Here is a 22,745-nt window from a genome sequence, read left to right on the forward strand (position 1 = left end):
AGCATAGTGCTCGCTTCTTTTTTATTTCATCAGGCGTTCAAACTCAACTTCTCAAAGAGGTTAAGGAATTAACCTTCTAGACCTGCGCTTGCTTGTTTGTTCTGAATCAGCTCAATCATGTAGCCATCAGGATCTTTAACGAACGCAATGTGTGTAGAGCCGCCTTTAACCGGACCCGCTTCTCGCGTTACGTTGCCGCCAGCTGCTTTAATCGCATCACACGTTGTGTAGATGTCATCAACACCGATAGCAACGTGACCAAAAGCAGAGCCAAGATCGTATTCCGTGGTGCCCCAGTTGTAAGTCAGCTCAATCACTGCGCCTTGAGATTCGTCGCCAAAGCCAACGAAAGCCAGTGTGTATTCGTACTCTTTGTTTTCGTTCTTACGTAATAGCTGCATGCCCATTACATTGGTGTAGAACTCGATAGACTTGTCTAGATCACCCACGCGTAGCATGGTGTGTAAAATACGACCGTTTGACATGATTTGCTCCTAGCTTGTTATTGGTTGTTTCTTTTATAGCACTATATATGAGCAAGCTCATAAGCAACACCAAAGAGATGATGAGTTTGGTCATATTTTCTTATTCTCATCATCTATCTTACTCTCCCCCTCTGCCTTTTTTCTTATTTGTATTACAAGAAATTAAAGAGCGACGGCCTTATTAATTTGTCAGTCACTAGCGCTTAATTCGCAGTTTTGCATAAATAGTAAGTTTGAGTGTTGGTCTTTTTTGTAATGGCCAAGAATGGCCTTGGTTGTTGAATTGTGACTTATATCTCCATCTTGTTGCTGATTTCCTTTCGTTTTTACAATTGGCATCTAACTTTCCATTTTATCAATTTATGATTACGCCAACATATCCCTGTTTATAGAAAGGTTATTCCGATGTTTTACTTCGTTATTAAGGAATTTTCGATAAAATACGCCGATAACTAATGGTTTTTACGAAAGTACAAAGGGTGTCTATTTTTTGTGCTTATCTTTTTTAAACAATAGTTTGGGCTTGTATTGTTTGTTTGATGTTTGATGTTTGATGTGGTTGTGTTTTCAAAGTAGTTGTCAAGTGTGTATCAAGTGTATCTTTTGCGATCTTTGCTAAATAGACAATCCTTACTATATAGTTTTTCAAGCGCACCAAATCGACTAAATATTCACTTTTGATTTGTGCGATTTTTCTATCACATAAGAATAAGTATTATTTTATTACATTAGCCTCGGCGTGAGGCATTGATGTGGAGTACTCAAATGACGAGTAAATGGTTTACACAACAAAGTTCAGATGTTTTAAACGAACTGAACGCAGATCAAACGACAGGTTTATCAACTTCTGAAGCGGATGCACGCTTAGAGAAGCACGGCACTAACGAACTGACTGCACAAGAGTCAGCTTCTGCGTGGGAACTGTATATTCATCAATATAAAAACCCACTGATTTTTATTCTAGCTGTTGGTGCAATCGTTTCTTGGTCTACTGGCCACGCGATTGATGCTATGGCTATTGCAGTGATTATCCTTATCAATACTGGTATCGCGTTCTGGCAAGAATTTAAAGCTCAGAAAGGGATGGAAGCGCTAAAAGAAATGGCAGCTCCAGAAGCCGAAGTGATGCGCGATGGTAAATGGATCAGTGTTCCAGCTAAAACCCTCGTTCCTGGTGACATCATCAAAATTAATACTGGCGATATTCTGCCTGCTGATGTTCGTATTCTTGAGTCAAACCGTCTGACGGTAGATGAGGCTGCACTGACCGGTGAATCTGAGCCAGTGAATAAGCAGTCTGAACGCCTTGAAGATGAGACCCTTGGTCTTGGCGATCAGAAGAACATGGGCTTCATGACAACAATCGTGACTACAGGTACAGGCCTTGCTGTGGTAACAAGCACAGGTATGCAAACTGAAGTTGGTCACATCGCTGATATGATGAACCAAACGGAAGAGACGAAAACACCAATGCAAGAGCGTATGGACACCATCGCACTCGCATTATTGGTTGTTGCTCTTGTGGTTGTTGCTATTGTTTGTGCTATCGGTGTTTACCACGGTATGCCATGGTTAGAAATCCTAACAACAGGTATCTCTTTATCGGTTGCCGCTATTCCTGAAGGTTTACCAACGGTGGTTACTATCGTATTAACGATGGGCTCGACTAAGATGGTTAAGAATAATGCTTTGGCTAAACAGCTAGCAGCAATCGAAACGCTTGGTTCTACAACCGTTATCTGTTCAGATAAAACCGGTACGCTAACACAAAACCAAATGCAGGTGATGAAAGCGTACGATGTGTCTGGTCGTTACTGGGATGTGTCAGGTAAAGGTTTTGATCCTAAGGGTGAATTCATTACCAAAGGTCACAATGTCGAAGCGACAAACAGCCCTGCAATGATGAAAGGTCTTGTTGTTGCAACGCTTTGTAACGATGCTGAATATGTAAATGCTGATGGTAAATGGACGGTTCGTGGCAACCCGACAGAAGGTGCACTAATTGTTGCAGCTGCAAAAGCAGGTCTTAAACAAGATGAAATGCTATCAACGGGTGGCTACTCAATCGTTAAGAAGTTCCCGTTCGATTCTGGTCGTAAGATGGCTTCTGTTATCGTTCGTGACCCACAAGGTAAGCACTTCCTAGCATTGAAAGGTGCGCCAGATGTTGTTCTTGGTAAATCAACCAGCTTCATGGTTGACGGTGGTTTCGTACCAACGGCTGGCTGTGAAGTTTCAGGCAACTTGGCTCTCGATACCGCACCGTCTCAAGAGCTTCATTTAAACTTTGAAGCGGCAATCCAAACCTTTGGTGGTGATGCTCTGCGTACACTTGCCGTTGGTTTCCGTGAATTAAAAGAAGAAGAGCTTGAGTTAGATTTCCCTGAGCTTGAAAAAGACGTCAGCATCCTGGGTATCTATGGCATCATGGATCCACCACGCCCAGAAGTACGCGATGCAGTAAATAGCTGTTATAGCGCTGGTGTTCGTACGGTAATGATTACCGGTGACCACGCAGTCACGGCAGCAGCGATTGCTCGTGAAATCGGAATCATCCGTAGCGAAGACGATCTAGTGGTAACGGGTGCTGAGCTTGACCAAATGGATGACGAGAAGCTGTTGTCTATCTGTTCTCAGGTTGCAGTATTTGCCCGTGTTACTCCAGAGCACAAGCTGCGTATCGTAAAAGCGCAGCAAGAGAACAATGAAGTTGCCTCTATGACCGGTGACGGCGTGAACGATGCGCCAGCACTGCGTCGTGCAGACATTGGTGTTGCGATGGGTATTACAGGTACGTCTGTTGCGAAAGACTCAGGTGACCTTATCCTGTTGGATGACAACTTCAGTACTATCGTGAAGGCGGTACGTCAGGGTCGTCAAATTTTCGATAACCTACGTAAGTTTATCCGCCAAGCACTTACAGCGAACGTGGGTGAGGTTTCGGTAATCCTATTTGCATTCCTACTCATGGGACCAGATGTAGTACTTCCGCTAACTCCACTAATGATTTTATGGGTTAACCTCGTTTCTGATGGTCTACCAGCACTCGCACTCGGTGTTGAGCCAGAAGAGAAAGATCTCATGGAGCGTAAGCCAGGCAAACGTGACCAAGGCTTCTTCTCTAATGGTCTAGGCGCTCGTATCCTAACTCGTGGTCTTGCATTAGGTGGTCTAAGCTTTGTGACATTCTCTTACGCACTCGACGGTGGTTACAGTGCTCAATACGCACAAACCGTTGCGTTTTTAACACTGATCTTTGCTCAACTTTGGAGCTTGTTCGATGCACGTACGTTTACAACGATTTATCGTAAGAATCCGTTCACTAACCACTACCTACTTGGTGCGGTGGCAGTATCGGCTATCTTGTCTTTAAGCGTTGTGTACACAAGCTTCGGTCAGTTGGTATTCAGCACAGAAGCGCTAGAGTTTAATCACTTAATATCGTTAATCTTCATTGCAGCAGTACCAACATTTGTTCTATCTGCTATCAAAGAAGTGACTAAAGTGGAGTTTATCTAAGACAGACTTCTTAGCTAAATAATTGAATCCCGCCATAAAAGGCGGGATTTTTTTATGCCTGTTGTCTTGGGAACGCAGAATTAGAAGTGAAAACTTATGTAGAGGCGGATTCTAGAGAGTGGCAATAAAAAAGCAGCGCTTTAAGCGCTGCCGTATTGATTAATCGTTGTGAACGGAAAGACTAATCTTCGCTCTTTTCTTTGAATTCACAGAGGTCTTCAATGATACAGCTGCCACAGCGTGGTTTACGTGCGACACAGGTGTAACGTCCATGAAGAATGAGCCAATGGTGGACATCCAGTTTGAATTCTTTTGGGATAACTTTAAGTAGTTTTGCTTCGACATCGTCGACGGTTTTACCCATCGCTAGCTTAGTGCGGTTTGATACACGATAGATGTGAGTATCAACGGCAATGGTTGGCCAACCGAATGCGGTATTTAACACTACATTTGCTGTTTTACGACCGACACCTGGAAGGGCTTCTAATGCAGCGCGATCTTCCGGTACTTCACCATTATGTAGGTCAAGCAGCATACGACACGTTTTGATGGTGTTTTCTGCTTTTGAGTTAAATAGGCCGATGGTCTTGATATACTCTTTTAAGCCATCAACACCTAGGTCGAAAATTGCTTGCGGAGTGTTGGCTAAAGGGTACAGCTTATCCGTCGCCTTGTTCACGCTGACATCGGTTGCTTGTGCAGACAATAGAACGGCAATCAGCAGCTCGAATGGGCTGTTCCAGTTAAGCTCAGTCTCTGGCTTTGGATTGTTTTCTCTTAAACGCTCAAGTATTTCTACTCGTTTTACATTGTTCATAGCGACATTACTTTCAAATAGTTAGGGCATGAAGCTTGGATTGCTTCTGCTTTATCATCGGTTACGCGCTCTTATGAGCGTCATTATTATATGTACTGTTTAGATCTGATTTCCCCCGCTGAGTGGTTGAGCTAACTCAGCGAGGTTTAAGCTAATTTAACTTATTAGGCATTGGTAACGCGAGCGCGTTCAATGACTGGTTTTTCTTGTTTTGGTTGTCTAGATTTTGCTTGGTTATCGATGATATTTTTCAAAGCAATTAAGAAACCAACACCAATGAAGGCACCCGGTGGAAGCAGGGCTAACAAGAAGCTGTTATCAAATTCAAATATCTGGATTCGTAACACCGAAGCCCAGTCACCAAGCAGCAGGTCTGCGCCATCAAATAGGGTCCCGTTACCAATAATCTCACGCATCGCACCTAACACGACCAATACTGATGTCATGCCTAGACCCATCCAGAAACCATCTTGAGCCGCTGGTAGCACTTCATTTTTTGAAGCGAAGGCTTCCGCACGACCAATGATGATGCAGTTGGTTACGATCAGCGGGATGAAGATACCCAAAGAGAGGTAAAGCCCATAGGCGTAAGCGTTCATCAGCAATTGAACACAGGTTACTAGCGAGGCAATGATCATTACGAATACTGGGATACGTACTTCTTTTGGCACATGATTACGAACCAAAGAAACAGAAACGTTTGAGCCGACCAGTACAAGCAAGGTAGCAATGCCTAGCCCAAGTGCGTTAGTGACTGTTGACGATACAGCCAGCAGCGGACATAACCCAAGAAGTTGCACTAGGGCAGGGTTATTGGCCCACATGCCATTTTTGATCAATGTTTTATGGTCACTCATTATTCACCACCACAATTTAGAGGTTGAGCAAGCAATGCTTGGTTGTTTTGGTTAACGTACTGGACCGCTTGTTTGACTGACTTCACGACTGCTCTTGGCGTGATAGTAGCGCCAGTAAACTGGTCAAAATCACCACCGTCTTTACGAACCTTCCAACGGTCTAGATTAGAATCCGTCACTTGCTTACCTGCAAACGAAAGAATCCAATCACTCACACGCAGATCAATCTTATCACCCAAGCCCGGAGTCTCTTGGTGAGAAAGCACGCGAGTACCTAAAATAGTACCGTCAGTTTTCATTCCAACAATGACTTTAATCGCGCCATTGTAGCCGTCTGGTGCAATCGCTTCGATCGCAATCGCGCTTGGCTCACCATTAAGCTTAGCAATGTAAGCCGGCATCGCTTGCTCAGTACCAAGTTCTTCTGCTTGAACCAAAGTACAAGACGAAAACAGCTCGTTGTCGTGCTGATCGTGTGGGATCACTTGGTTAAGAACAGACAGTAACTGAGCCTGTTCTTGTTGTTTGATCTGATCTTTGGTCAGGTAGTGAGTTACCGCGACCAAACCCGTCGAAGCACACGCAAAAATCGCGAGTACAAGGCCGTTTTTCTTAATTGCATTTAGCATGGTATCCGCTCCCTTAGTGACCGTATGTGCGAGGTTTGGTGTAGTAGTCAATCAGTGGAACACACATGTTGGCTAACAATACAGCAAACGCCACGCCATCAGGGAAACCACCCCAACTGCGGATGATAAAGACTAAACCGCCGATCAGAGCGCCAAACACTAAGCGACCTTTGACTGTCGTGGATGCTGAAACTGGGTCGGTTGCAATAAAGAATGCACCAAGCATAGTCGCGCCAGACAGAAGGTGAATGGTTGGAGAAGCGGTTTCACCAGGAGTGAGCACTAAGAACACTAAGCTAAACAGAGTAAGACTGCCGATGAAAGCCACAGGGATATACCATTGAATAACACGTTGCTTAATCAGCACTAAACCGCCGATTAGGTAAGCAAGGTTTACCCACTCCCAGCCTACGCCAGCTAACCAACTAAATTGAGGTTGAGATAGTGCTTCTGAGGCAGTATTGCCTGCCGTTAATGCCGTTTTGAATGCATCAAGCGGCGTCGCCATTGTGGTGCCATCAATGCCAAGGCGTGCTTGTTGCAGAGACAAACCTTCGTTATTGAAGCCAGTAAAGATCATCAAGAATGAGTCAATAAAGCTTGTTGCTTCTGCTGTCAGGCTCGCGGGAGCATTCCAACTGGTCATTTGAACTGGGAATGAAATCAGCAAAACAACGTAAGCGACCATCGCAGGGTTAAATGGGTTCTGCCCTAGGCCGCCGTATAAGTGTTTCGCGATAATAATAGCGAAGAACATACCAATGACGAGGATCCACCACGGAGAGTGTGGGGGAATCGCGACACTCAGTAGCCAAGCGGTTACAACAGCACTGTAATCACGCAGTGCCATTACTGGCGGGCGTTTTCTCAATAGCATGACGGCTGCTTCAAAGGTAACAGCAAGTGCAATAGCAAATACTAACTGGATGAGGGTACCCCATCCAAAGAAGTAGGTTTGAGCTAGTAGACCTGGCAATGCACAAATAGCCACCCATTTCATTAGATCTGGGGTGCTTCTACGGCTATGCGCGTGCGGTGAGCTGGCGATAAAGAAGGCCACTACTCTTTCTCCTCATTGTTCTTTTTATCTAGCTCTTGCTGGGCTTTTTTCGCTTTAGCACGAGCGATAGCTGCAGCAACAGCAGCTTTCTTCGGATCGACCTGTTCAGATTGAGTATCAGTTTCTACTTCAACTACTGGTTCAGATGTTTCTGCTTGCTTAGCTTGCTGTGCTTTTTTTGCTTTAGCACGGGCTATAGCGGCAGCAACGGCGTCTTTCTTAGCATCGCCAGAACTTCCAGCTTCAGTTTCAACTGCAGGTTCAGGAGCTTCGGTTGTTTCTTGTGTCGCTTGCTGTGCTTTCTTAGCCTTAGCGCGAGCGATGGCCGCAGCAACAGCAGCTTTCTTAGGGTCGACTTGCTCCGATTGAGTCTCGGTTTCAACTTCAACCACTGGTTCAGATGTTTCTGCTTGCTTCGCTTGCTGGGCTTTTTTGGCTTTAGCACGAGCGATAGCGGCAGTAACAGCATCTTTCTTGGCATCGCCGGATTTTTCAGCAGGAGCTTCAGCAGCAGATTCAGCTTGTTGAGCTTTCTTGGCTTTAGCACGAGCAATGGCCGCAGCGACAGCATCTTTCTTAGCATCGGCAGAGCTTTCAACAGGAGCATCCGAAGCAGATTCCGCTTGCTGTGCTTTCTTCGCTTTAGCGCGAGCAATCGCAGCAGCAACGGCGTCTTTCTTTGTATCGCCTGAGCTTTCAGCTGGAGCGTCGGAAGTAGATTCAGCTTGTTGAACTTTCTTGGCTTTAGCACGTGCAATGGCCGCAGCGACAGCATCTTTCTTAGCATCGCCAGAGCTTTCAACAGGAGCATCCGAAGCAGATTCCGCTTGCTGTGCTTTCTTCGCTTTAGCGCGAGCAATCGCAGCAGCAACGGCGTCTTTCTTCGTATCGCCTGAGCTTTCTGCAGGAGTATCGGCTGCTGCTTGTTGTGCCTTGCGCTCTCTCGCTTGACGCTTGCGCTCTTCACGCAGTTTAGACATTTCAGAGTTGTCTGGTTCAGCGCCTTCCGCTTTTTGAGCTGCAGCTTGTTTCGCTTTTGCCTTCGCAATAGCGGCAGCAACCGCAGGTTTCACTGCTGGTTCTTCATTCGGAGCCTGATCCGCAGCGGCTTTTTGTGCTTTAACACGAGCAATCGCAGCAGCAATAGCATCATCACCGCCGGATGTTTTCATATCTTTACGGCGGTTATCTGCGGCTTTTTTAAAGCGGTTTTCACGTTCGGCTTTATCACGCTCCATACGAGCGTTCTTCTCTTCAAAACGAATCTTGGCGCGTTCTGCAGCAGCGGCTTCATCTTTTCGAGTTTTGATTTCAGCTTTTGCTTGGCGATAGTACTGAACAAGAGGGATTTCGCTTGGGCAGACAAATGCACATGCACCACATTCAATACAGTCTTTAATATTTAGCTCTTCACACTTATCCAACTCGTTGGCTTTGGCGTGCCATTGCAGTTGTTGAGGAAGTAGAGACGCAGGGCAAGCTTCAGCACATGCGCTGCAACGGATACATTCCATCTCGTAAGTGCTTGGTGAGATCTCACGACGCGTTGGCGCCAAAATACAGTTCGACGTTTTGGTGATTGGCACATTGGCATGCGGCAAGGTAAAGCCCATCATTGGGCCGCCCAAAATTAAACGCGGCAGTTTTTTATCTGCTTTGTAGCCAAACTCTTCAAGTAACTCATGTACTGGTGTGCCTAATAGCGCCCAAACGTTACGAGGTTGCTTAAAGGTTTTACCGGTTAATGTCACAACGCGGTTAACCACAGGTTCGCCGTCAATTACCGCTCGCTTAATCGAGTAAAGAGAGCCGACGTTCTGAACCAAAACACCAATGTCTGCAGGAATGCCGCCAGCTGGAACCTCTTTGTTGGTGAGGATCTTGATAAGTTGCTTCTCACCACCAGAAGGGTATTTGGTTGGGATAACGCGAATGACGATATCTTTGTCTTTCGCTGCAATCTCAAGTGCTTTTATCGCATCTGGTTTGTTGTCTTCAATGCCGATAACCGTCAGCTTTGGTTGAAGAATGTGTTCAACCACTTCGATGCCTTTTAATACTTCGTCGGCATGTTCTTGAAGCAACTTGTCATCAGAGGTGATGTAAGGTTCACATTCCGCAGCGTTGACGATCAAAATGTCGGTACGACCTAAGCCTGATTGAAGCTTCTTAGCCGTAGGGAAACCTGCGCCGCCCATGCCTGAAATACCAGCTTGGCGAATCACATCAAGCAGTTCGTCAGAAGTCTTTGTCGAAAAATCTTCAACTGGATTTTTTTCAATCCAAGTGTCTAGGCCATCAGGTTTAATAACCACGCATATTTCGCTCAAGCCTGAAGGGTGAGCGGTAGTTCGCGGTTCGATAGCGGTAATCATACCCGATGTTGGTGCGTGTACTGGCAAAGTAAAACCAGTGTCTAAGGCCGTAAGTTGCTGACCTTTTAACACAGTGTCGCCAGCAGCAACCAATAGGTTCCCCGGCTTACCGATGTGCTGTTTCACAGGAAGAACGATTTCTTCTGGAAGCCTTGCATGGACGATATCAGTAGTATTCGACTGTTTCTTGTTTTCAGCAGGGTGCACGCCACCAGGGAAGTTCCAAATAGAGCCCGTGCGAATTTGTTCAATTAAAGAGATCATACTAACCCTATGCTTTAGGCTCTGACGTAGTCGCATCAGTCGCTTGGTTAGTGATATCAGTAACAGGGATGATGTTCATCTGCCATTTCCAATTTTCAGTCGTTGTTGCCACTGGAATCATTTCAATACAGTCAGTAGGGCACGGTGCGACACATAGATCACAACCTGTACATTCATCTTTAATTACTGTGTGCAGTGCCTTGGTGCCACCAACAATGGCGTCAACAGGGCAGGCTTGAATACACTTGGTACAGCCGATACACATATCTTCGTGAATGAAGGCAACGGTTTTTACTTTGTTATCTAAGTCATGAGCGGAGTCTTCAACTTCTACGCCCATTAAATCTGCTAGCTTCTCAATGGTTGCTTGGCCGCCCGGAGGACATTTGTTGATCTTGTCTCCGTTAGCGATCGCCTCTGCGTATGGGCGACAGCCAGGGTAGCCACACTGGCCACATTGAGTTTGCGGTAAAATGGTGTCGATTTGATCGACGATAGGATCAGCTTCAACTTTAAAACGGATAGAAGCAAAGCCCAAAATAGCGCCAAAAACAGCGGCTAAAACGGCGAGTGCAATGATTGCAATTAAGATGGTGCTCATGCTTATTTCACCAACCCAGTAAAGCCCATAAATGCCAGAGACATTAGGCCTGCTGTGATCATCGCAATCGATGCGCCTTTGAAGGGCATTGGAACATCAGCAACCGCAATACGCTCACGCATTGCAGCAAATAGGATCAATACAAGCGAGAAACCAACCGCAGCGCCGAAGCCATAGATGATCGACTGAATGAAGTTGTGGTTTTCATTGATGTTCAGAAGTGCCACACCTAATACCGCACAGTTGGTGGTGATAAGCGGCAGAAAGATACCCAACAGGCGATATAGAGTTGGACTGGTTTTGTGAACGACCATTTCCGTAAATTGAACAACCACCGCGATAACCAAGATGAAACTCATGGTACGCAGGTATTCAATACCCAGAGGGGTAAGGATGTAGGTTTCTACTAGGTATGCAGAGACCGACGCTAACGTTAGAACGAAAGTCGTCGCGAGGCCCATGCCAATCGCAGTCTCCAGTTTCTTGGAGACTCCCATAAATGGACATAGTCCTAAAAACTTCACTAGCACAAAGTTATTGACCAGCACTGTGCCAACCAACAACAAAAGGTATTCGGTCATAATGGATTAATTCTTGAGATTCCGATCCGGATATTATCCTGCTTTGCTCACCTAATAACAACCAAGGATCACTAGGGATTTAGACACTTGGTGAAAAAAACATCAGGTAATCGATTGATTATTAAAGTTACCGTAAGTATAGACGGCCAATTTTTACTTCGTGAGACAAGTTTGTAGGAGTAGTTGAATTGGATCTTTCATAAGATCATTCTTGAATTGAGCTCGATTTGCTTCCTAAGAATAGGGTCATATTTGTGGGTTTTGGTGCTCAGAACTATCAAAAAGAGAAGGAAAGCTGAGAGTCGAATACGTTCCCAAACCGCTAAAACGCAAAAAGCCGCATCGAGTGATGCGGCTTCTTTAAATTTGGCTCCCCTTGCAAGACTTGAACGCGGGCGGCTAGGTTTGTGACATTAACTTGGAACAAGTTAGTCGCAGTTATATACGAAAAAGCCCAATCTTTCGATTGAGCTTTTTTCTGAATTTGGCTCCCCTTGCAAGACTTGAACTTGCGACATACGGATTAACAGTCCGCCGTTCTACCAACTGAACTAAAGGGGAATTGCTTGTTAGCGACGCGAATTCTAATAATTGTCCGGATTTCTGTCAATAAAAAATATCAGAAAAAAGTAAGATAAAAAACTTTACTTTCTTGAACGCCTTATAGGATTTAGCTTTGCTTTAGTTATCCACCAAAATTGTGGATAAGTGTGTGTGTGAAACTTTAACAACAATAATCGGGATAAATCGAAAAATGTAAAAACCTTATCTAACGTAATGTATTTAAAAGATTTATAGCAAAATGTCGCAATTGTATAACTTTTGTAGATTATAAAACGAACAGTAAAACAAGCGGTATTTTTAGGTTTTTTGGGGAAAAGTAGTGGATTAAAATTCGAGTAATTTAGCTGGGGAAACTTTGCAGGGCACGGATAATACCAAGTTCTAAAAATAAAAGCTATAACTGATCTCTGATCTTAAGATGCATTTCTCTAGATAATTGTTGCAACGACACTCCTCCTAGAGTGACAATGACCTGATTAAAAAAACAGTATGGAAATGGCGACCTATGATTAAACTCTTTGACTTGGTATCGGACTACAGCCCGTCCGGTGATCAGCCGACAGCGATAACCAAATTACTAGACGGATTAGATTCTGGTTTGGCACATCAAACTCTACTAGGGGTAACGGGCTCAGGTAAAACCTTTACCCTTGCCAACGTCATTTCCCAATCTCAAAGACCTGCGATTCTGTTAGCGCCTAACAAGACATTGGCGGCTCAACTTTACGGTGAGATGAAATCTTTCTTTCCAAACAATGCCGTTGAGTATTTCGTTTCTTACTACGATTACTACCAACCTGAAGCCTACGTTCCAACCACGGACACGTTCATCGAGAAAGATGCGTCTGTGAACGCTCATATCGAACAAATGAGGCTTTCGGCAACCAAAGCCTTATTAGAACGAAAAGACGCCATCATTGTGGCTTCTGTGTCGGCTATCTACGGTCTGGGTGATCCTAAGTCTTATTTGAAGATGATGCTTCATTTGAGTCGTGGCGAGGTGATGGATCAGCGAGACATCCTGCGTCGATTGGCTGAGCTGCAATATTCAAGAAACGATGTCGCCTTTGAACGTGGTCAGTTCCGTGTTCGTGGTGAGGTGATTGATATCTTTCCGGCTGAATCTGACCAAGATGCGGTTCGAATTGAGATGTTCGATGACGAAGTGGACTGCATTAGTATTTTTGATCCTCTGACTGGTGCGGTGAAACAAAGAGACTTGCCGCGCTTTACGGTTTATCCAAAAACTCACTATGTAACGCCAAGAGAAAAAATCCTTGAGGCGATTGAGAACATCAAGGACGAACTGCGCGATCGTGCTCAATACTTAAAAGACAACAATAAGCTTTTGGAAGAGCAGCGTATCTCTCAAAGAACTCAGTTTGATATTGAGATGATGACTGAGCTTGGCTTCTGTTCCGGTATCGAAAACTATTCACGATACTTGAGCGGCCGTACGGAAGGGGAAGCGCCGCCAACGTTATTTGACTACCTGCCTGATGATGGTTTGCTGATCATCGATGAGTCACACGTGACTGTGCCGCAAATTGGTGCGATGTATAAAGGTGACCGTTCTCGTAAAGAAACCTTGGTCGAGTTTGGTTTTAGACTGCCTTCTGCATTGGATAACCGTCCAATGAAGTTTGAAGAATTTGAGTCTATAGCCCCACAAACGATTTTTGTGTCGGCAACACCAGGTAATTACGAGATTGAAAAATCAGATGGCGAGATTGCTGATCAAGTGGTACGTCCTACTGGTCTGTTAGACCCAATCATCGAAGTAAGACCTGTCGCGACGCAGGTGGATGACTTGCTGTCTGAAATCAGAATCCGTTCAGTGAAAGAAGAGCGTGTTTTGGTTACCACGTTGACCAAGAGAATGGCAGAAGACTTAACCGAATACCTAAGTGAGCACGGCGTTAAAGTGCGTTACTTGCACTCGGATATCGATACCGTTGAGCGTGTAGAGATCATCCGAGACCTACGTTTGGGCAAGTTCGATGTGTTAGTGGGCATTAACTTACTTCGTGAAGGTTTGGATATGCCTGAAGTGTCGCTGGTGGCGATTCTTGATGCAGATAAAGAGGGCTTCTTGCGTTCTGAGCGTTCTCTGATTCAAACCATTGGTCGTGCTGCTCGTAACTTGGAAGGTCGAGCAATCCTTTATGGTGATTCGATTACTAAGTCGATGAGAAAAGCGATTGATGAAACCGATCGTCGTCGCGAGAAACAGCAAGCCTACAACGAAGAGCAAGGCATCACTCCGCAAGCGTTGAAACGCAATATCAAAGACATTATGGAACTGGGTGATCTAACCAAGTCGAAGCAGCAGCGCCAATCGAAACAAGTTCCACTATCTAAGGTGGCAGAGCCTTCTGAAAGTTATGCAGTACTTACGCCGCAACAGCTTGATAAAGAGATCAGCAAGCTAGAATCTGCGATGTATCAGCATGCTCAGAATCTGGAATTTGAATTGGCCGCACAGAAGCGTGATGAAATTGAGCAGTTAAGAAAGCAGTTTATTACCAACAGCTAATCTCACTTTTCGCTCGAGAATTGATCCCCCTCAACACAAGAATTGAGAGTGTTTCAGACAAAAAAACAGCCAGTAGTAAATGTTCTACTGGCTTACGTTTGTGAACAATCGGTCCACTAACAACGTCAGTTGGCTAGGTGACCCGAAGGTCATTTATACCGTTGCATCGTTCGTGCCAGATAGATAAAACATTGATTGTTTGAAGCAAGTAAAAAAAACACACTACAAATACTGTGGCTAATTTGCATAATGCAAGGCGGAATGCGACTATAATAAGAAATGCAAATTATAAATGGCTAGGATATGCAATCAAAAACGCTAGATAACAAATCGAAGTATTTGTTGATGGTAGAGGATACCGCTTCGGTAGCAGCTTTATATCGCTCGTATCTTACACCGCTCGAAATTGATATCAACATTGTCGGCACTGGCCGCGATGCAATCGAGAGTTTGAATCATCGAATCCCAGACCTTATTTTATTAGATCTACGTCTGCCTGATATGACGGGTATGGACGTACTATTTGCTGTAAAACAAAAATACCCTGAAGTTCCAGTTATCTTCATGACGGCTCACGGCTCTATCGATACCGCTGTAGAAGCGATGCGTCATGGCTCTCAAGATTTCCTTATCAAACCGTGTGAAGCCGACCGACTCCGTATTACGGTGAATAATGCGATCCGCAAAGCCACCAAACTTAAAAATAGCTCGGAACACCCGGGAAACCAGAACTACCAAGGTTTTATCGGCAGCAGCCAAACCATGCAGCAGGTTTACCGAACTATCGATTCTGCTGCATCGAGTAAGGCGAGCATTTTCATTACTGGTGAAAGTGGTACCGGTAAAGAGGTATGTGCAGAAGCCATTCATGCGGCGAGTAAGCGTGGCGATAAGCCGTTCATCGCGATTAACTGTGCCGCTATCCCTAAAGACCTGATTGAAAGTGAGCTGTTTGGCCACGTTAAAGGTGCCTTTACCGGTGCTGCGACCGATCGCCAAGGTGCTGCTGAGCTTGCTGATGGTGGAACACTGTTCCTTGATGAACTGTGCGAAATGGACTTAGAGCTGCAAACCAAGCTGCTGCGCTTTATCCAAACCGGTACTTTCCAAAAAGTCGGCTCTTCGAAGATGAAGAGTGTCGACGTTCGTTTTGTGTGTGCGACCAACCGTGACCCTTGGAAAGAAGTACAAGAAGGTCGCTTTAGAGAAGATTTATACTATCGTTTATACGTGATTCCATTGCACTTGCCGCCATTGCGTGAGCGTGGTGAAGATGTCATCGAGATCGCGTATTCTCTGCTAGGCTATATGTCGGTCGAGGAGGGGAAGGCGTTTGTACGTTTTGCTCAGGAAGTACTTGATCGCTTTAATCAATATGAGTGGCCGGGTAACGTTCGTCAGCTACAAAACGTGTTGCGGAACGTAGTGGTTTTGAATAACGGCAAAGAGATTACTCTCAACATGCTTCCACCACCGTTGAACCAACCGATTGAAAACAGTCTGCGATTGAAAGAGAAGCAGAATGAAGACATCACGGTAAAAGATATTTTCCCATTGTGGATCACTGAGAAAACGGCTATCGAGCAGGCCATTAAAGCGTGTGATGGCAACATCCCTCGTGCGGCAGGTTTCTTAGATGTCAGTCCATCGACGATATACCGTAAGTTGCAAACGTGGAATGCGAAGCAGTAATCAACAAACAATAAGAAAATAATAATGACGAAAGTATTAAATCAGCAAAAAGTTGATGAGCTTGCCGGCGAAATAGGCCAAGAGAATGTCCCGGTTTTACTGGAAATCTTTTTAGGTGAGTTGAAAGGCTACTACGAACACCTAGAGATAAATAAAGAGTCGGATACCTCTAAGTACTTGGCTGATATCAGTCATGCGCTTAAGAGCAGCGCAGCAAGCTTTGGTGCGGATTCTTTGTGTAGTTTTGCGATTAGCTTAGACGCAAAAGTGAAGCAAGCGTTGCCTGTAACCGAGATTGATTTTCAAGATATGCAAGACCTCCTGTTATCGACGTACACTGAATATCAGCAGTTGATGACGGACCTTTAAAACAGCGAGTTATTACTGAGATTAAAAAAGGAGCAGCATGCTCCTTTTTTGTTGTTTGTTGCTTGAACCTATGGCTACGCCAACTGGGCTTCAATGGCTTGTTGAAGCTTCACACGGTCGTGTCGCCAATCTCGGTTTGCCGATGCAAGATCTGTGGTCACACAATTCCATTGCACTTCTAGTTCCGGGTGAGGTTCATTGCCTAACACGATGTCTATTTTCCTTGCCTTACAGGTACGTTCACACCACTCCAATTGCTCTTGAAGCGTCATTTTCCCTGCGGGACCGTGCTCTGGTGAAAGGTTTTCAACGAAGATAACTTTTGCCTTGGTGTTCTCAGAGATTGCTTTGCCAATCTCTGGAAGGAGAAGAGGGGGCATCACACTGGTTAAAAAGCTTCCAGGGCCAAGGACAATGCAGTCTGCTTGCTCAACGGCAGCAACGGCTTCTTTGGTTGCTGGCACTTCTGGAGACAAGTCCATCATGCGCAGCTTTTCCGTCATGTCATCAACGTTGGTTTCGCCGGTAACCCAGCGGCCGTCCATTGATAGAGCCGTGAGGTCTGAAGGATGCTCAGTCATCGGCACGATATTGACATCGACCTTGAGCATATTTCGAATCAGGTTAATTGCTTCCAATGGGCGAACGGAAAGGTTGTCTAACGCCGTCAGCATTAGGTTACCCAAGTTATGACCGTCTAACTCACCTTGACCACGAAAGCGGTATTCGAACATCATCGAACTGATTGAAGGCTCTGTGATTAATTGGTTGATACAGTTGCGTGTATCTCCCCATGCGATGCCACCTTGGCAATCTCTAATACGTCCGGTGGAACCGCCGTTATCTGTCGTTGCAACAATGCCAGTTGCGTTGTTACCAAAGTCTTTTAATGCAGCTAACATGCGACCTAAGCCATGGCCACCGCCGATTGCTACGACTTTCTTTGAAGAGTAAATATTCATTTATTGTTCTTGTTAGGTTATTACCAACTATAATTTAGGTTAAATGCTTCTCGCTATATACTCAACAAGAGTTATTTTGAGCGTTTGATACGTTTTTTTTTGCCGATGTGACCCGTTTTTTACCATCAGAGCTAGATTCACGTACAAATATTAAGTATTTTATTACTCAGCTACTGCGCGTGTGAATATAACGCTCAGTTGCCATAACTCCGAGCTCTCGCATGCTAAGTCGCACAGTGGTATTTGCTGTACCGATACGCATCAAGAGCCAGTGACATGTTGTCACAAGGGCTTAATTGGAAATGATTATGCCTCCCGTGTTTGGAAAGGTGTTCCGTGGCGCAACAATTCGAAGATAGATTCCATCGCAAGTTTTATTACTTGCGCTTGTCGGTTACAGACGTCTGTAACTTTAAATGTACTTACTGCTTGCCAGATGGTTACAAACCGTCAGGGCAAAAAAACTCGTCTTTTTTAAGTGTTCCCGAGATCAAACGCGTTGTTAAAGCGTTTGCAGATTGTGGTACCTCAAAGATCCGCATTACAGGCGGAGAGCCGAGCCTGCGTAAAGACTTTCCTGAAATCATACATACCGTTGCTTCTACTCCAGGCATCGAAAAAGTAGCCACCACAACGAATGGCTACCGCATGGAGAAACAAGTAGGGCAATGGCGTGATGCTGGTTTAACCCATATAAACGTGAGCGTGGATAGTTTAGATTCGCGCATGTTCCATCAGATCACTGGTGAGAATAAGTTTACTGAGGTTATGCGAGGCATTGATAAAGCGTTTGAGGTTGGCTTTGAACAAGTCAAAGTCAACGTCGTATTAATGAAAGACCTCAATAGTCAGGAATTACCAGCCTTCCTTAATTGGATCAAAGACAAACCTATTCAATTACGTTTTATCGAGCTGATGAAAACCGGCGAGATGGACGAGTTGTTCGATAAACATCATGTGTCTGGCGTTGCGATTCGCAACCAGCTTATTGCTAATGGTTGGCTGTTAAAAGTCAAAGCCGTTAACGATGGCCCGGCGCAAGTGTTTGTCCACCCAGACTACAAGGGTGAAATCGGTTTGATCATGCCTTACGAGAAAGACTTTTGTGAGAGTTGTAACCGACTGCGCGTTTCTGCGACCGGTAAACTTCACTTATGTCTGTTTGGCGACCATGGTGTTGAACTGAGAGATCTGATTCAAGAAGATCAACAAGAGCAAGAACTCATTGATCGAATTCAGGCTCAGCTTCAAACCAAGTCCGTTAGCCACTTCTTACACGATGGCAACAGCGGCATGACTCCAAACTTGGCGTCAATCGGCGGTTAACCCGCTACACACTCTAAAGCATTTTATCGCTCAGCTTCTTCAGGCGGGGCGAATCAGTCTAATGAAAAATTTATATAGGTGAACAAATGGGTCACGCAGAAAGCAAATTCCAAGCAGCAAACATCGCAGTACTAACGGTTTCAGATACTCGTACAGAAGAAAACGACACTTCAGGCGGTTACCTAGCAGAGCATGCTAAACAAGCGGGTCACAACGTGGTTGATAAGCAAATCGTTATTGATGACATGTACAAGATCCGTGCGATCGTATCTAAATGGATCGCTGATGAAAGCGTACAAGCTATCATGATCACGGGTGGTACTGGTTTCACTTCTCGTGACAGCACGCCTGAAGCGCTTAAGCCACTGTTCGACAAAGAAGTAGAAGGCTTTGGTGAGCTATTCCGTCAAGTATCTTACGAAGAGATCGGTACTTCGACAATTCAATCTCGTGCGATTGCGGGTTTTGCTAACCACACGGTTATCTTTGCGATGCCAGGTTCTACAGGCGCTTGCCGCACCGGTTGGACTAAGATCATCAAGCAACAGATGGATGCTAGCCACCGTCCTTGTAACTTCATGCCACACCTTTCTGTATAAGGCGGTTTGAGTATGAGCCAATTTACACACATTAACGCGTCTGGCGAAGCAAACATGGTCGATGTATCGGCTAAAGCGGAAACAGTACGTGAAGCGAGAGCGGAAGCCTTCGTTCAAATGTCGGCAGAAACGCTAGAGCTGATTGTCTCTGGTAGCCACCATAAAGGTGATGTTTTCGCAACGGCACGTATTGCGGGTATTCAAGCGGCGAAGAAGACGTGGGATCTGATTCCCCTGTGTCACCCTCTGCTATTAACTAAAGTAGAAGTGCAGCTTGAAGCTATCGAGTCTGAAAACAAGGTTCGCATCGAATCTGTTTGTAAGCTTGCGGGTAAGACGGGCGTAGAGATGGAAGCGCTAACGGCTGCTTCTGTGGCTGCGTTAACGATTTACGATATGTGTAAAGCTGTTCAGAAAGACATTGTTATCGAAAACGTGCGCCTGCTAGAGAAGACAGGTGGTAAATCTGGTCACTTTAAGGTGGAGTCATGATTACAGTACTTTTCTTTGCTCAAACTCGTGAACTTGTTGGTGTGGACAGCGTTGAAGTTGATGCACAATTTAAGACGATTGAAGCGATTCGTAGTCATCTTGTGACACAAGAAGGCAAATGGGATATCGCATTGGAAGAGGGGAAGCTTCTGGCTGCACTTAACCAATCAATCGTACCTTTGACAGCTGAAGTGAAAGACGGCGACGAAGTGGCTTTCTTCCCACCAGTGACTGGAGGCTAAGCATGGATCCAAGAGTATTAGTGACAGCTGAGGACTTCTCGGTAGGCGACGAATACGACTACTTGGCTCAAGGTACAGCTGCCGGAGCGATTGTGACGTTCGTTGGTAAAGTTCGCGACATGAACCTTGGCGACAATGTGATTGGTTTGTCTCTGGAGCACTATCCGGGTATGACAGAAAAATCACTGAGCGAGATCTGTGACCAAGCTGAGGCTCGCTGGCCTATTCAGAAGATGCGTGTTATCCACCGTGTAGGTGACTTAGATATCGGCGACCAGATTGTTTACGTTGGTGTATCCAGTGCACACCGTGGTGCTGCATTTGAAGCCTGTGAATTCGTTATGGACTTCCTGAAAACCAAGGCTCCCTTTTGGAAAAAGGAACGCACGACCGAAACGACGCGTTGGGTTGATTCTCGTGATTCAGACACGAAAGCAGCGGAACGCTGGGAGAAGTAATTTCTCTTAAAGTGATGTTGCTTCAGCATTTACTCATTTGTATATGAGACAGTCAAAAACCGACCACTTAGGTCGGTTTTTTTGTACCTGCTATAAATCTATTTATAGATAATCATTGATTTGACAAATGATAATTCATTGTGGTTGCATATAAATTCAGCGCGTAATTTTGTCTTAATTGGTGCATTGGATAACCCGGTTTGGTGCAGAGCATTATGCTGTCTTGTATAAAGTGATTATCCTCACAAATAGTGTAGAAGGTTTAGGTGATATGTGATGTGCAATTAGATTTCATGTGGCATTAATGTTAATTTGCGCTCAGTGTTCTAGCATAAGATGCTAAAAAAAAGTATCAACACAGATACATCAACACTAAAGGCTGTTTTTTAATTAATCCCTCTACGCAAGTCACTACTGATTTGGGGTTTTTTAGATATTTACACTGATACCTTAAGTATTTCGGAGAATTATCCGATTTTTTGCGACTTGTTTGTGGCAAATTACTTCAATGGTTGATAGTGTGTGCCTCAATCTTTGTAAGGTTTTAGATTTTTATGCTTAAATTTTGAGCTAAATAAATCTAAATCACTGCCGTTCAGTGAACCAAGCAAAGAAGTCATGGATGCAATACATAAAACTTGGAGTTTATTAAATGTACAAGAATAAAATCACTCAGGCCCTTCTTCTAGGTGCTGGTTTGGCAGTGGCTGCCTCTTCTACTCTTTCTATCGCTGCTGAAGTTCCAGCAGGCACAGAACTGGCAAAAGTTCAGGAACTTGTTCGCGGTAACGGTACTGAAGTTGCAACTATCGACCCACACAAATCTCAAGGTGTACCAGAATCTCACGTAATTCGTGATCTTCTAGAAGGTCTAGTGAACCAAGACGGCGACGGCAACACTATCCCTGGTGTTGCGGAAAGCTGGGAAACGACAGACAACAAAACATTCACTTTCCACCTACGCAAAGACGCAAAATGGTCTAACGGCGATCCTGTAACAGCTCAAGATTTTGTATACAGCTGGCAACGTGCAGTTGATCCTGCAACGGCTTCTCCATACGCTTGGTACATGGAATACACCAAGATGGCGAATGCGAAAGATATCGTAGCGGGTAAGAAAGACAAGAGTGAACTAGGCGTTAAAGCAGTGGATGCAAACACTCTAGTTGTTGAATTAGAAACAGCGGTACCATACTTCGTAATGATGATGGGCCACACAACAATGAAGCCAGTACACCAGGCAACTGTTGAAAAATACGGTGACCAGTGGACTAAGCCAGAGCACTTTGTTGGCAACGGTGCATTCTCTGTTGATAAATGGGTTGTTAACGAGCGTCTAGTACTCAAGCGTAACGAACAGTACTGGGACAACGATAAAACAGTTCTTAACAAAGTAACGTTCCTACCAATCGAAAACCAAGTAGCGGAAATGAACCGTTTCCTATCTGGTGAAATCGATTTCACAAACGAACTTCCAACTGAGCACTTCAAGCGTCTTCAAAAAGAGTACGCAGAAGATGTATCTGTAGCGGGTAACCTATGTACTTACTACTACATCTTCAATACGAAGAAAGCACCATTTGATGATGTTCGTGTTCGTCAAGCAATCTCTTACGCGATCGACCGTGATATCGTAACAGGTGCTATCCTAGCGCAAGGTCAAAAACCTGCGTATTTCCTAACGCCTGAAATCACAGCTGGCTTCGATCCTGAGCTACCTGCTTACGGCAAGATGTCTCAGAAAGAGCGTAACGCAGAAGCGGAACGTCTTCTTGAAGAAGCGGGTTACGGTAAAGACAACCCACTTAAATTCAACCTGCTTTACAACACTTCAGAGAACCACAAGAAGATTGCTGTAGCGCTAGGTTCTATGTGGAAGAAAACACTGGGTCTTTCTGTAACACTTGAGAACCAAGAGTGGAAAACGTACCTATCTTCTAAAGATTCTGGTGACTTCGAAGTAGCACGTGCTGGTTGGTGTGGTGACTACAATGAAGCGTCTTCGTTCCTGACGCTAATGAAGAGTAACAACACTACCGGTGGTGTTCACTACGACAGCGCGGCTTACGATAAGATCATCGATAAAGCACTTAACTCAACTTCAGAAGAAGAGCGCAAAGCACTTTACCTAGAAGCTGAGGCGCTAATGGCAAACGACATGCCAATTGCTCCTATCTACCAATACGTGAAATCTCGTCTACTTAACCCGCATGTTGGTGGTTTCCCAATCAACAACGCGGAAGACAAGATCTTCTCGAAAGACCTATACATCAAAGCTCAATAATAAGCTTCGATTCTAAAAAGTTAATATAACTAT

General features: G+C 44.9%; 19 protein-coding genes, 1 tRNA gene and 1 riboswitch. Of the genes, 10 read left to right on the forward strand and 10 right to left on the reverse strand.

Features of this window, described 5'->3' with window-relative positions:
- Window positions 1–68 precede the first annotated feature (68 nt).
- Window positions 69–485, reverse strand: a complete 417-nt coding sequence (gloA, locus tag A6D97_RS05325) for a lactoylglutathione lyase (RefSeq protein ID WP_004734046.1) — start codon at window positions 483–485, stop codon at window positions 69–71.
- 765 nt (window positions 486–1,250) lie between these two features.
- On the opposite strand from gloA, the gene A6D97_RS05330 reads away from it, so the two are divergent.
- Window positions 1,251–4,004 carry a cation-transporting P-type ATPase gene (locus A6D97_RS05330; RefSeq protein WP_065583965.1) on the forward strand — a complete coding sequence of 918 codons (2,754 nt, stop codon included), beginning with the start codon at window positions 1,251–1,253 and terminating at the stop codon, window positions 4,002–4,004.
- 181 nt (window positions 4,005–4,185) lie between these two features.
- Here A6D97_RS05330 and nth read toward each other — a convergent pair whose 3' ends face one another.
- From nth to A6D97_RS05370, 8 genes are all read right to left on the reverse strand, one after another.
- Window positions 4,186–4,821, reverse strand: coding sequence for an endonuclease III (gene nth / locus A6D97_RS05335; RefSeq protein WP_017061172.1), 636 nt, complete (start codon window positions 4,819–4,821; stop codon window positions 4,186–4,188).
- A 164-nt stretch (window positions 4,822–4,985) separates the two neighbouring features.
- Window positions 4,986–5,678: an electron transport complex subunit E gene (locus tag A6D97_RS05340; RefSeq protein ID WP_065583966.1), complete on the reverse strand. Its 693-nt coding sequence runs from the start codon at window positions 5,676–5,678 to the stop codon at window positions 4,986–4,988.
- Entirely contained in the window at window positions 5,678–6,307 is a 630-nt protein-coding gene (gene rsxG, locus A6D97_RS05345) for an electron transport complex subunit RsxG (protein ID WP_017061171.1), read from the reverse strand. The genes A6D97_RS05340 and rsxG overlap by 1 nt, the downstream gene beginning before the upstream one ends.
- A 13-nt stretch (window positions 6,308–6,320) precedes the next feature.
- Window positions 6,321–7,367, reverse strand: coding sequence for an electron transport complex subunit RsxD (gene rsxD / locus A6D97_RS05350; protein WP_017063459.1), 1,047 nt, complete (start codon window positions 7,365–7,367; stop codon window positions 6,321–6,323).
- Window positions 7,367–10,006, reverse strand: coding sequence for an electron transport complex subunit RsxC (gene rsxC, locus A6D97_RS05355; RefSeq protein WP_065583967.1), 2,640 nt, complete (start codon window positions 10,004–10,006; stop codon window positions 7,367–7,369). The genes rsxD and rsxC overlap by 1 nt, the downstream gene beginning before the upstream one ends.
- 7 nt (window positions 10,007–10,013) lie before the next feature.
- Window positions 10,014–10,607, reverse strand: a complete 594-nt coding sequence (rsxB, locus tag A6D97_RS05360) for an electron transport complex subunit RsxB (RefSeq protein WP_065583968.1) — start codon at window positions 10,605–10,607, stop codon at window positions 10,014–10,016.
- Between the two features lie 2 nt (window positions 10,608–10,609).
- Window positions 10,610–11,188: an electron transport complex subunit RsxA gene (gene rsxA, locus A6D97_RS05365; protein ID WP_004734039.1), complete on the reverse strand. Its 579-nt coding sequence runs from the start codon at window positions 11,186–11,188 to the stop codon at window positions 10,610–10,612.
- Window positions 11,189–11,673: 485 nt separating this feature from the next.
- Window positions 11,674–11,749, reverse strand: a tRNA-Asn gene (locus A6D97_RS05370).
- A gap of 508 nt (window positions 11,750–12,257) precedes the next feature.
- Between A6D97_RS05370 and uvrB the strand changes: the two genes are divergently transcribed.
- The 3 genes from uvrB to luxU all read left to right on the forward strand — a co-directional run bounded on the left by uvrB (window position 12,258) and on the right by luxU (window position 16,349).
- Window positions 12,258–14,288, forward strand: coding sequence for an excinuclease ABC subunit UvrB (gene uvrB, locus A6D97_RS05375; protein WP_065583969.1), 2,031 nt, complete (start codon window positions 12,258–12,260; stop codon window positions 14,286–14,288).
- A 303-nt stretch (window positions 14,289–14,591) separates the two neighbouring features.
- The gene (luxO, locus tag A6D97_RS05380) at window positions 14,592–15,980 is read left to right on the forward strand and encodes a quorum-sensing sigma-54 dependent transcriptional regulator LuxO (protein ID WP_004734031.1); all 1,389 of its coding nucleotides are present in this window, start codon (window positions 14,592–14,594) and stop codon (window positions 15,978–15,980) included.
- Window positions 15,981–16,004: 24 nt separating this feature from the next.
- The gene (luxU, locus tag A6D97_RS05385; protein WP_017062179.1) at window positions 16,005–16,349 is read left to right on the forward strand and encodes a quorum-sensing phosphorelay protein LuxU; all 345 of its coding nucleotides are present in this window, start codon (window positions 16,005–16,007) and stop codon (window positions 16,347–16,349) included.
- Between the two features lie 74 nt (window positions 16,350–16,423).
- Here the strand turns inward: luxU and A6D97_RS05390 are convergent, their stop codons facing one another.
- Window positions 16,424–17,311, reverse strand: a complete 888-nt coding sequence (locus A6D97_RS05390; protein ID WP_017062178.1) for a YvcK family protein — start codon at window positions 17,309–17,311, stop codon at window positions 16,424–16,426.
- 195 nt (window positions 17,312–17,506) lie between these two features.
- A riboswitch (molybdenum cofactor riboswitch) is annotated at window positions 17,507–17,659 on the forward strand.
- On the opposite strand from A6D97_RS05390, the gene moaA reads away from it, so the two are divergent.
- The 6 genes from moaA to A6D97_RS05420 all read left to right on the forward strand — a co-directional run bounded on the left by moaA (window position 17,648) and on the right by A6D97_RS05420 (window position 22,712).
- Window positions 17,648–18,637, forward strand: coding sequence for a GTP 3',8-cyclase MoaA (gene moaA / locus A6D97_RS05395; protein WP_009848642.1), 990 nt, complete (start codon window positions 17,648–17,650; stop codon window positions 18,635–18,637). (Overlaps the previous riboswitch by 12 nt.)
- A gap of 86 nt (window positions 18,638–18,723) precedes the next feature.
- Window positions 18,724–19,236, forward strand: a complete 513-nt coding sequence (moaB, locus tag A6D97_RS05400) for a molybdenum cofactor biosynthesis protein B (RefSeq protein ID WP_065583970.1) — start codon at window positions 18,724–18,726, stop codon at window positions 19,234–19,236.
- Window positions 19,237–19,248: 12 nt separating this feature from the next.
- The gene (gene moaC, locus A6D97_RS05405) at window positions 19,249–19,728 is read left to right on the forward strand and encodes a cyclic pyranopterin monophosphate synthase MoaC (RefSeq protein ID WP_004734026.1); all 480 of its coding nucleotides are present in this window, start codon (window positions 19,249–19,251) and stop codon (window positions 19,726–19,728) included.
- Window positions 19,725–19,970, forward strand: coding sequence for a molybdopterin synthase sulfur carrier subunit (gene moaD / locus A6D97_RS05410; protein ID WP_017063465.1), 246 nt, complete (start codon window positions 19,725–19,727; stop codon window positions 19,968–19,970). The genes moaC and moaD overlap by 4 nt, the downstream gene beginning before the upstream one ends.
- A gap of 2 nt (window positions 19,971–19,972) precedes the next feature.
- The gene (gene moaE / locus A6D97_RS05415; protein ID WP_017062176.1) at window positions 19,973–20,428 is read left to right on the forward strand and encodes a molybdopterin synthase catalytic subunit MoaE; all 456 of its coding nucleotides are present in this window, start codon (window positions 19,973–19,975) and stop codon (window positions 20,426–20,428) included.
- A gap of 652 nt (window positions 20,429–21,080) precedes the next feature.
- The gene (locus A6D97_RS05420; RefSeq protein ID WP_065583971.1) at window positions 21,081–22,712 is read left to right on the forward strand and encodes an ABC transporter substrate-binding protein; all 1,632 of its coding nucleotides are present in this window, start codon (window positions 21,081–21,083) and stop codon (window positions 22,710–22,712) included.
- Window positions 22,713–22,745: the final 33 nt, after the last annotated feature.

Source organism: Vibrio sp. ZF57 (assembly GCF_001691235.1).
GTDB classification, from domain to species: domain Bacteria; phylum Pseudomonadota; class Gammaproteobacteria; order Enterobacterales; family Vibrionaceae; genus Vibrio; species Vibrio crassostreae_C.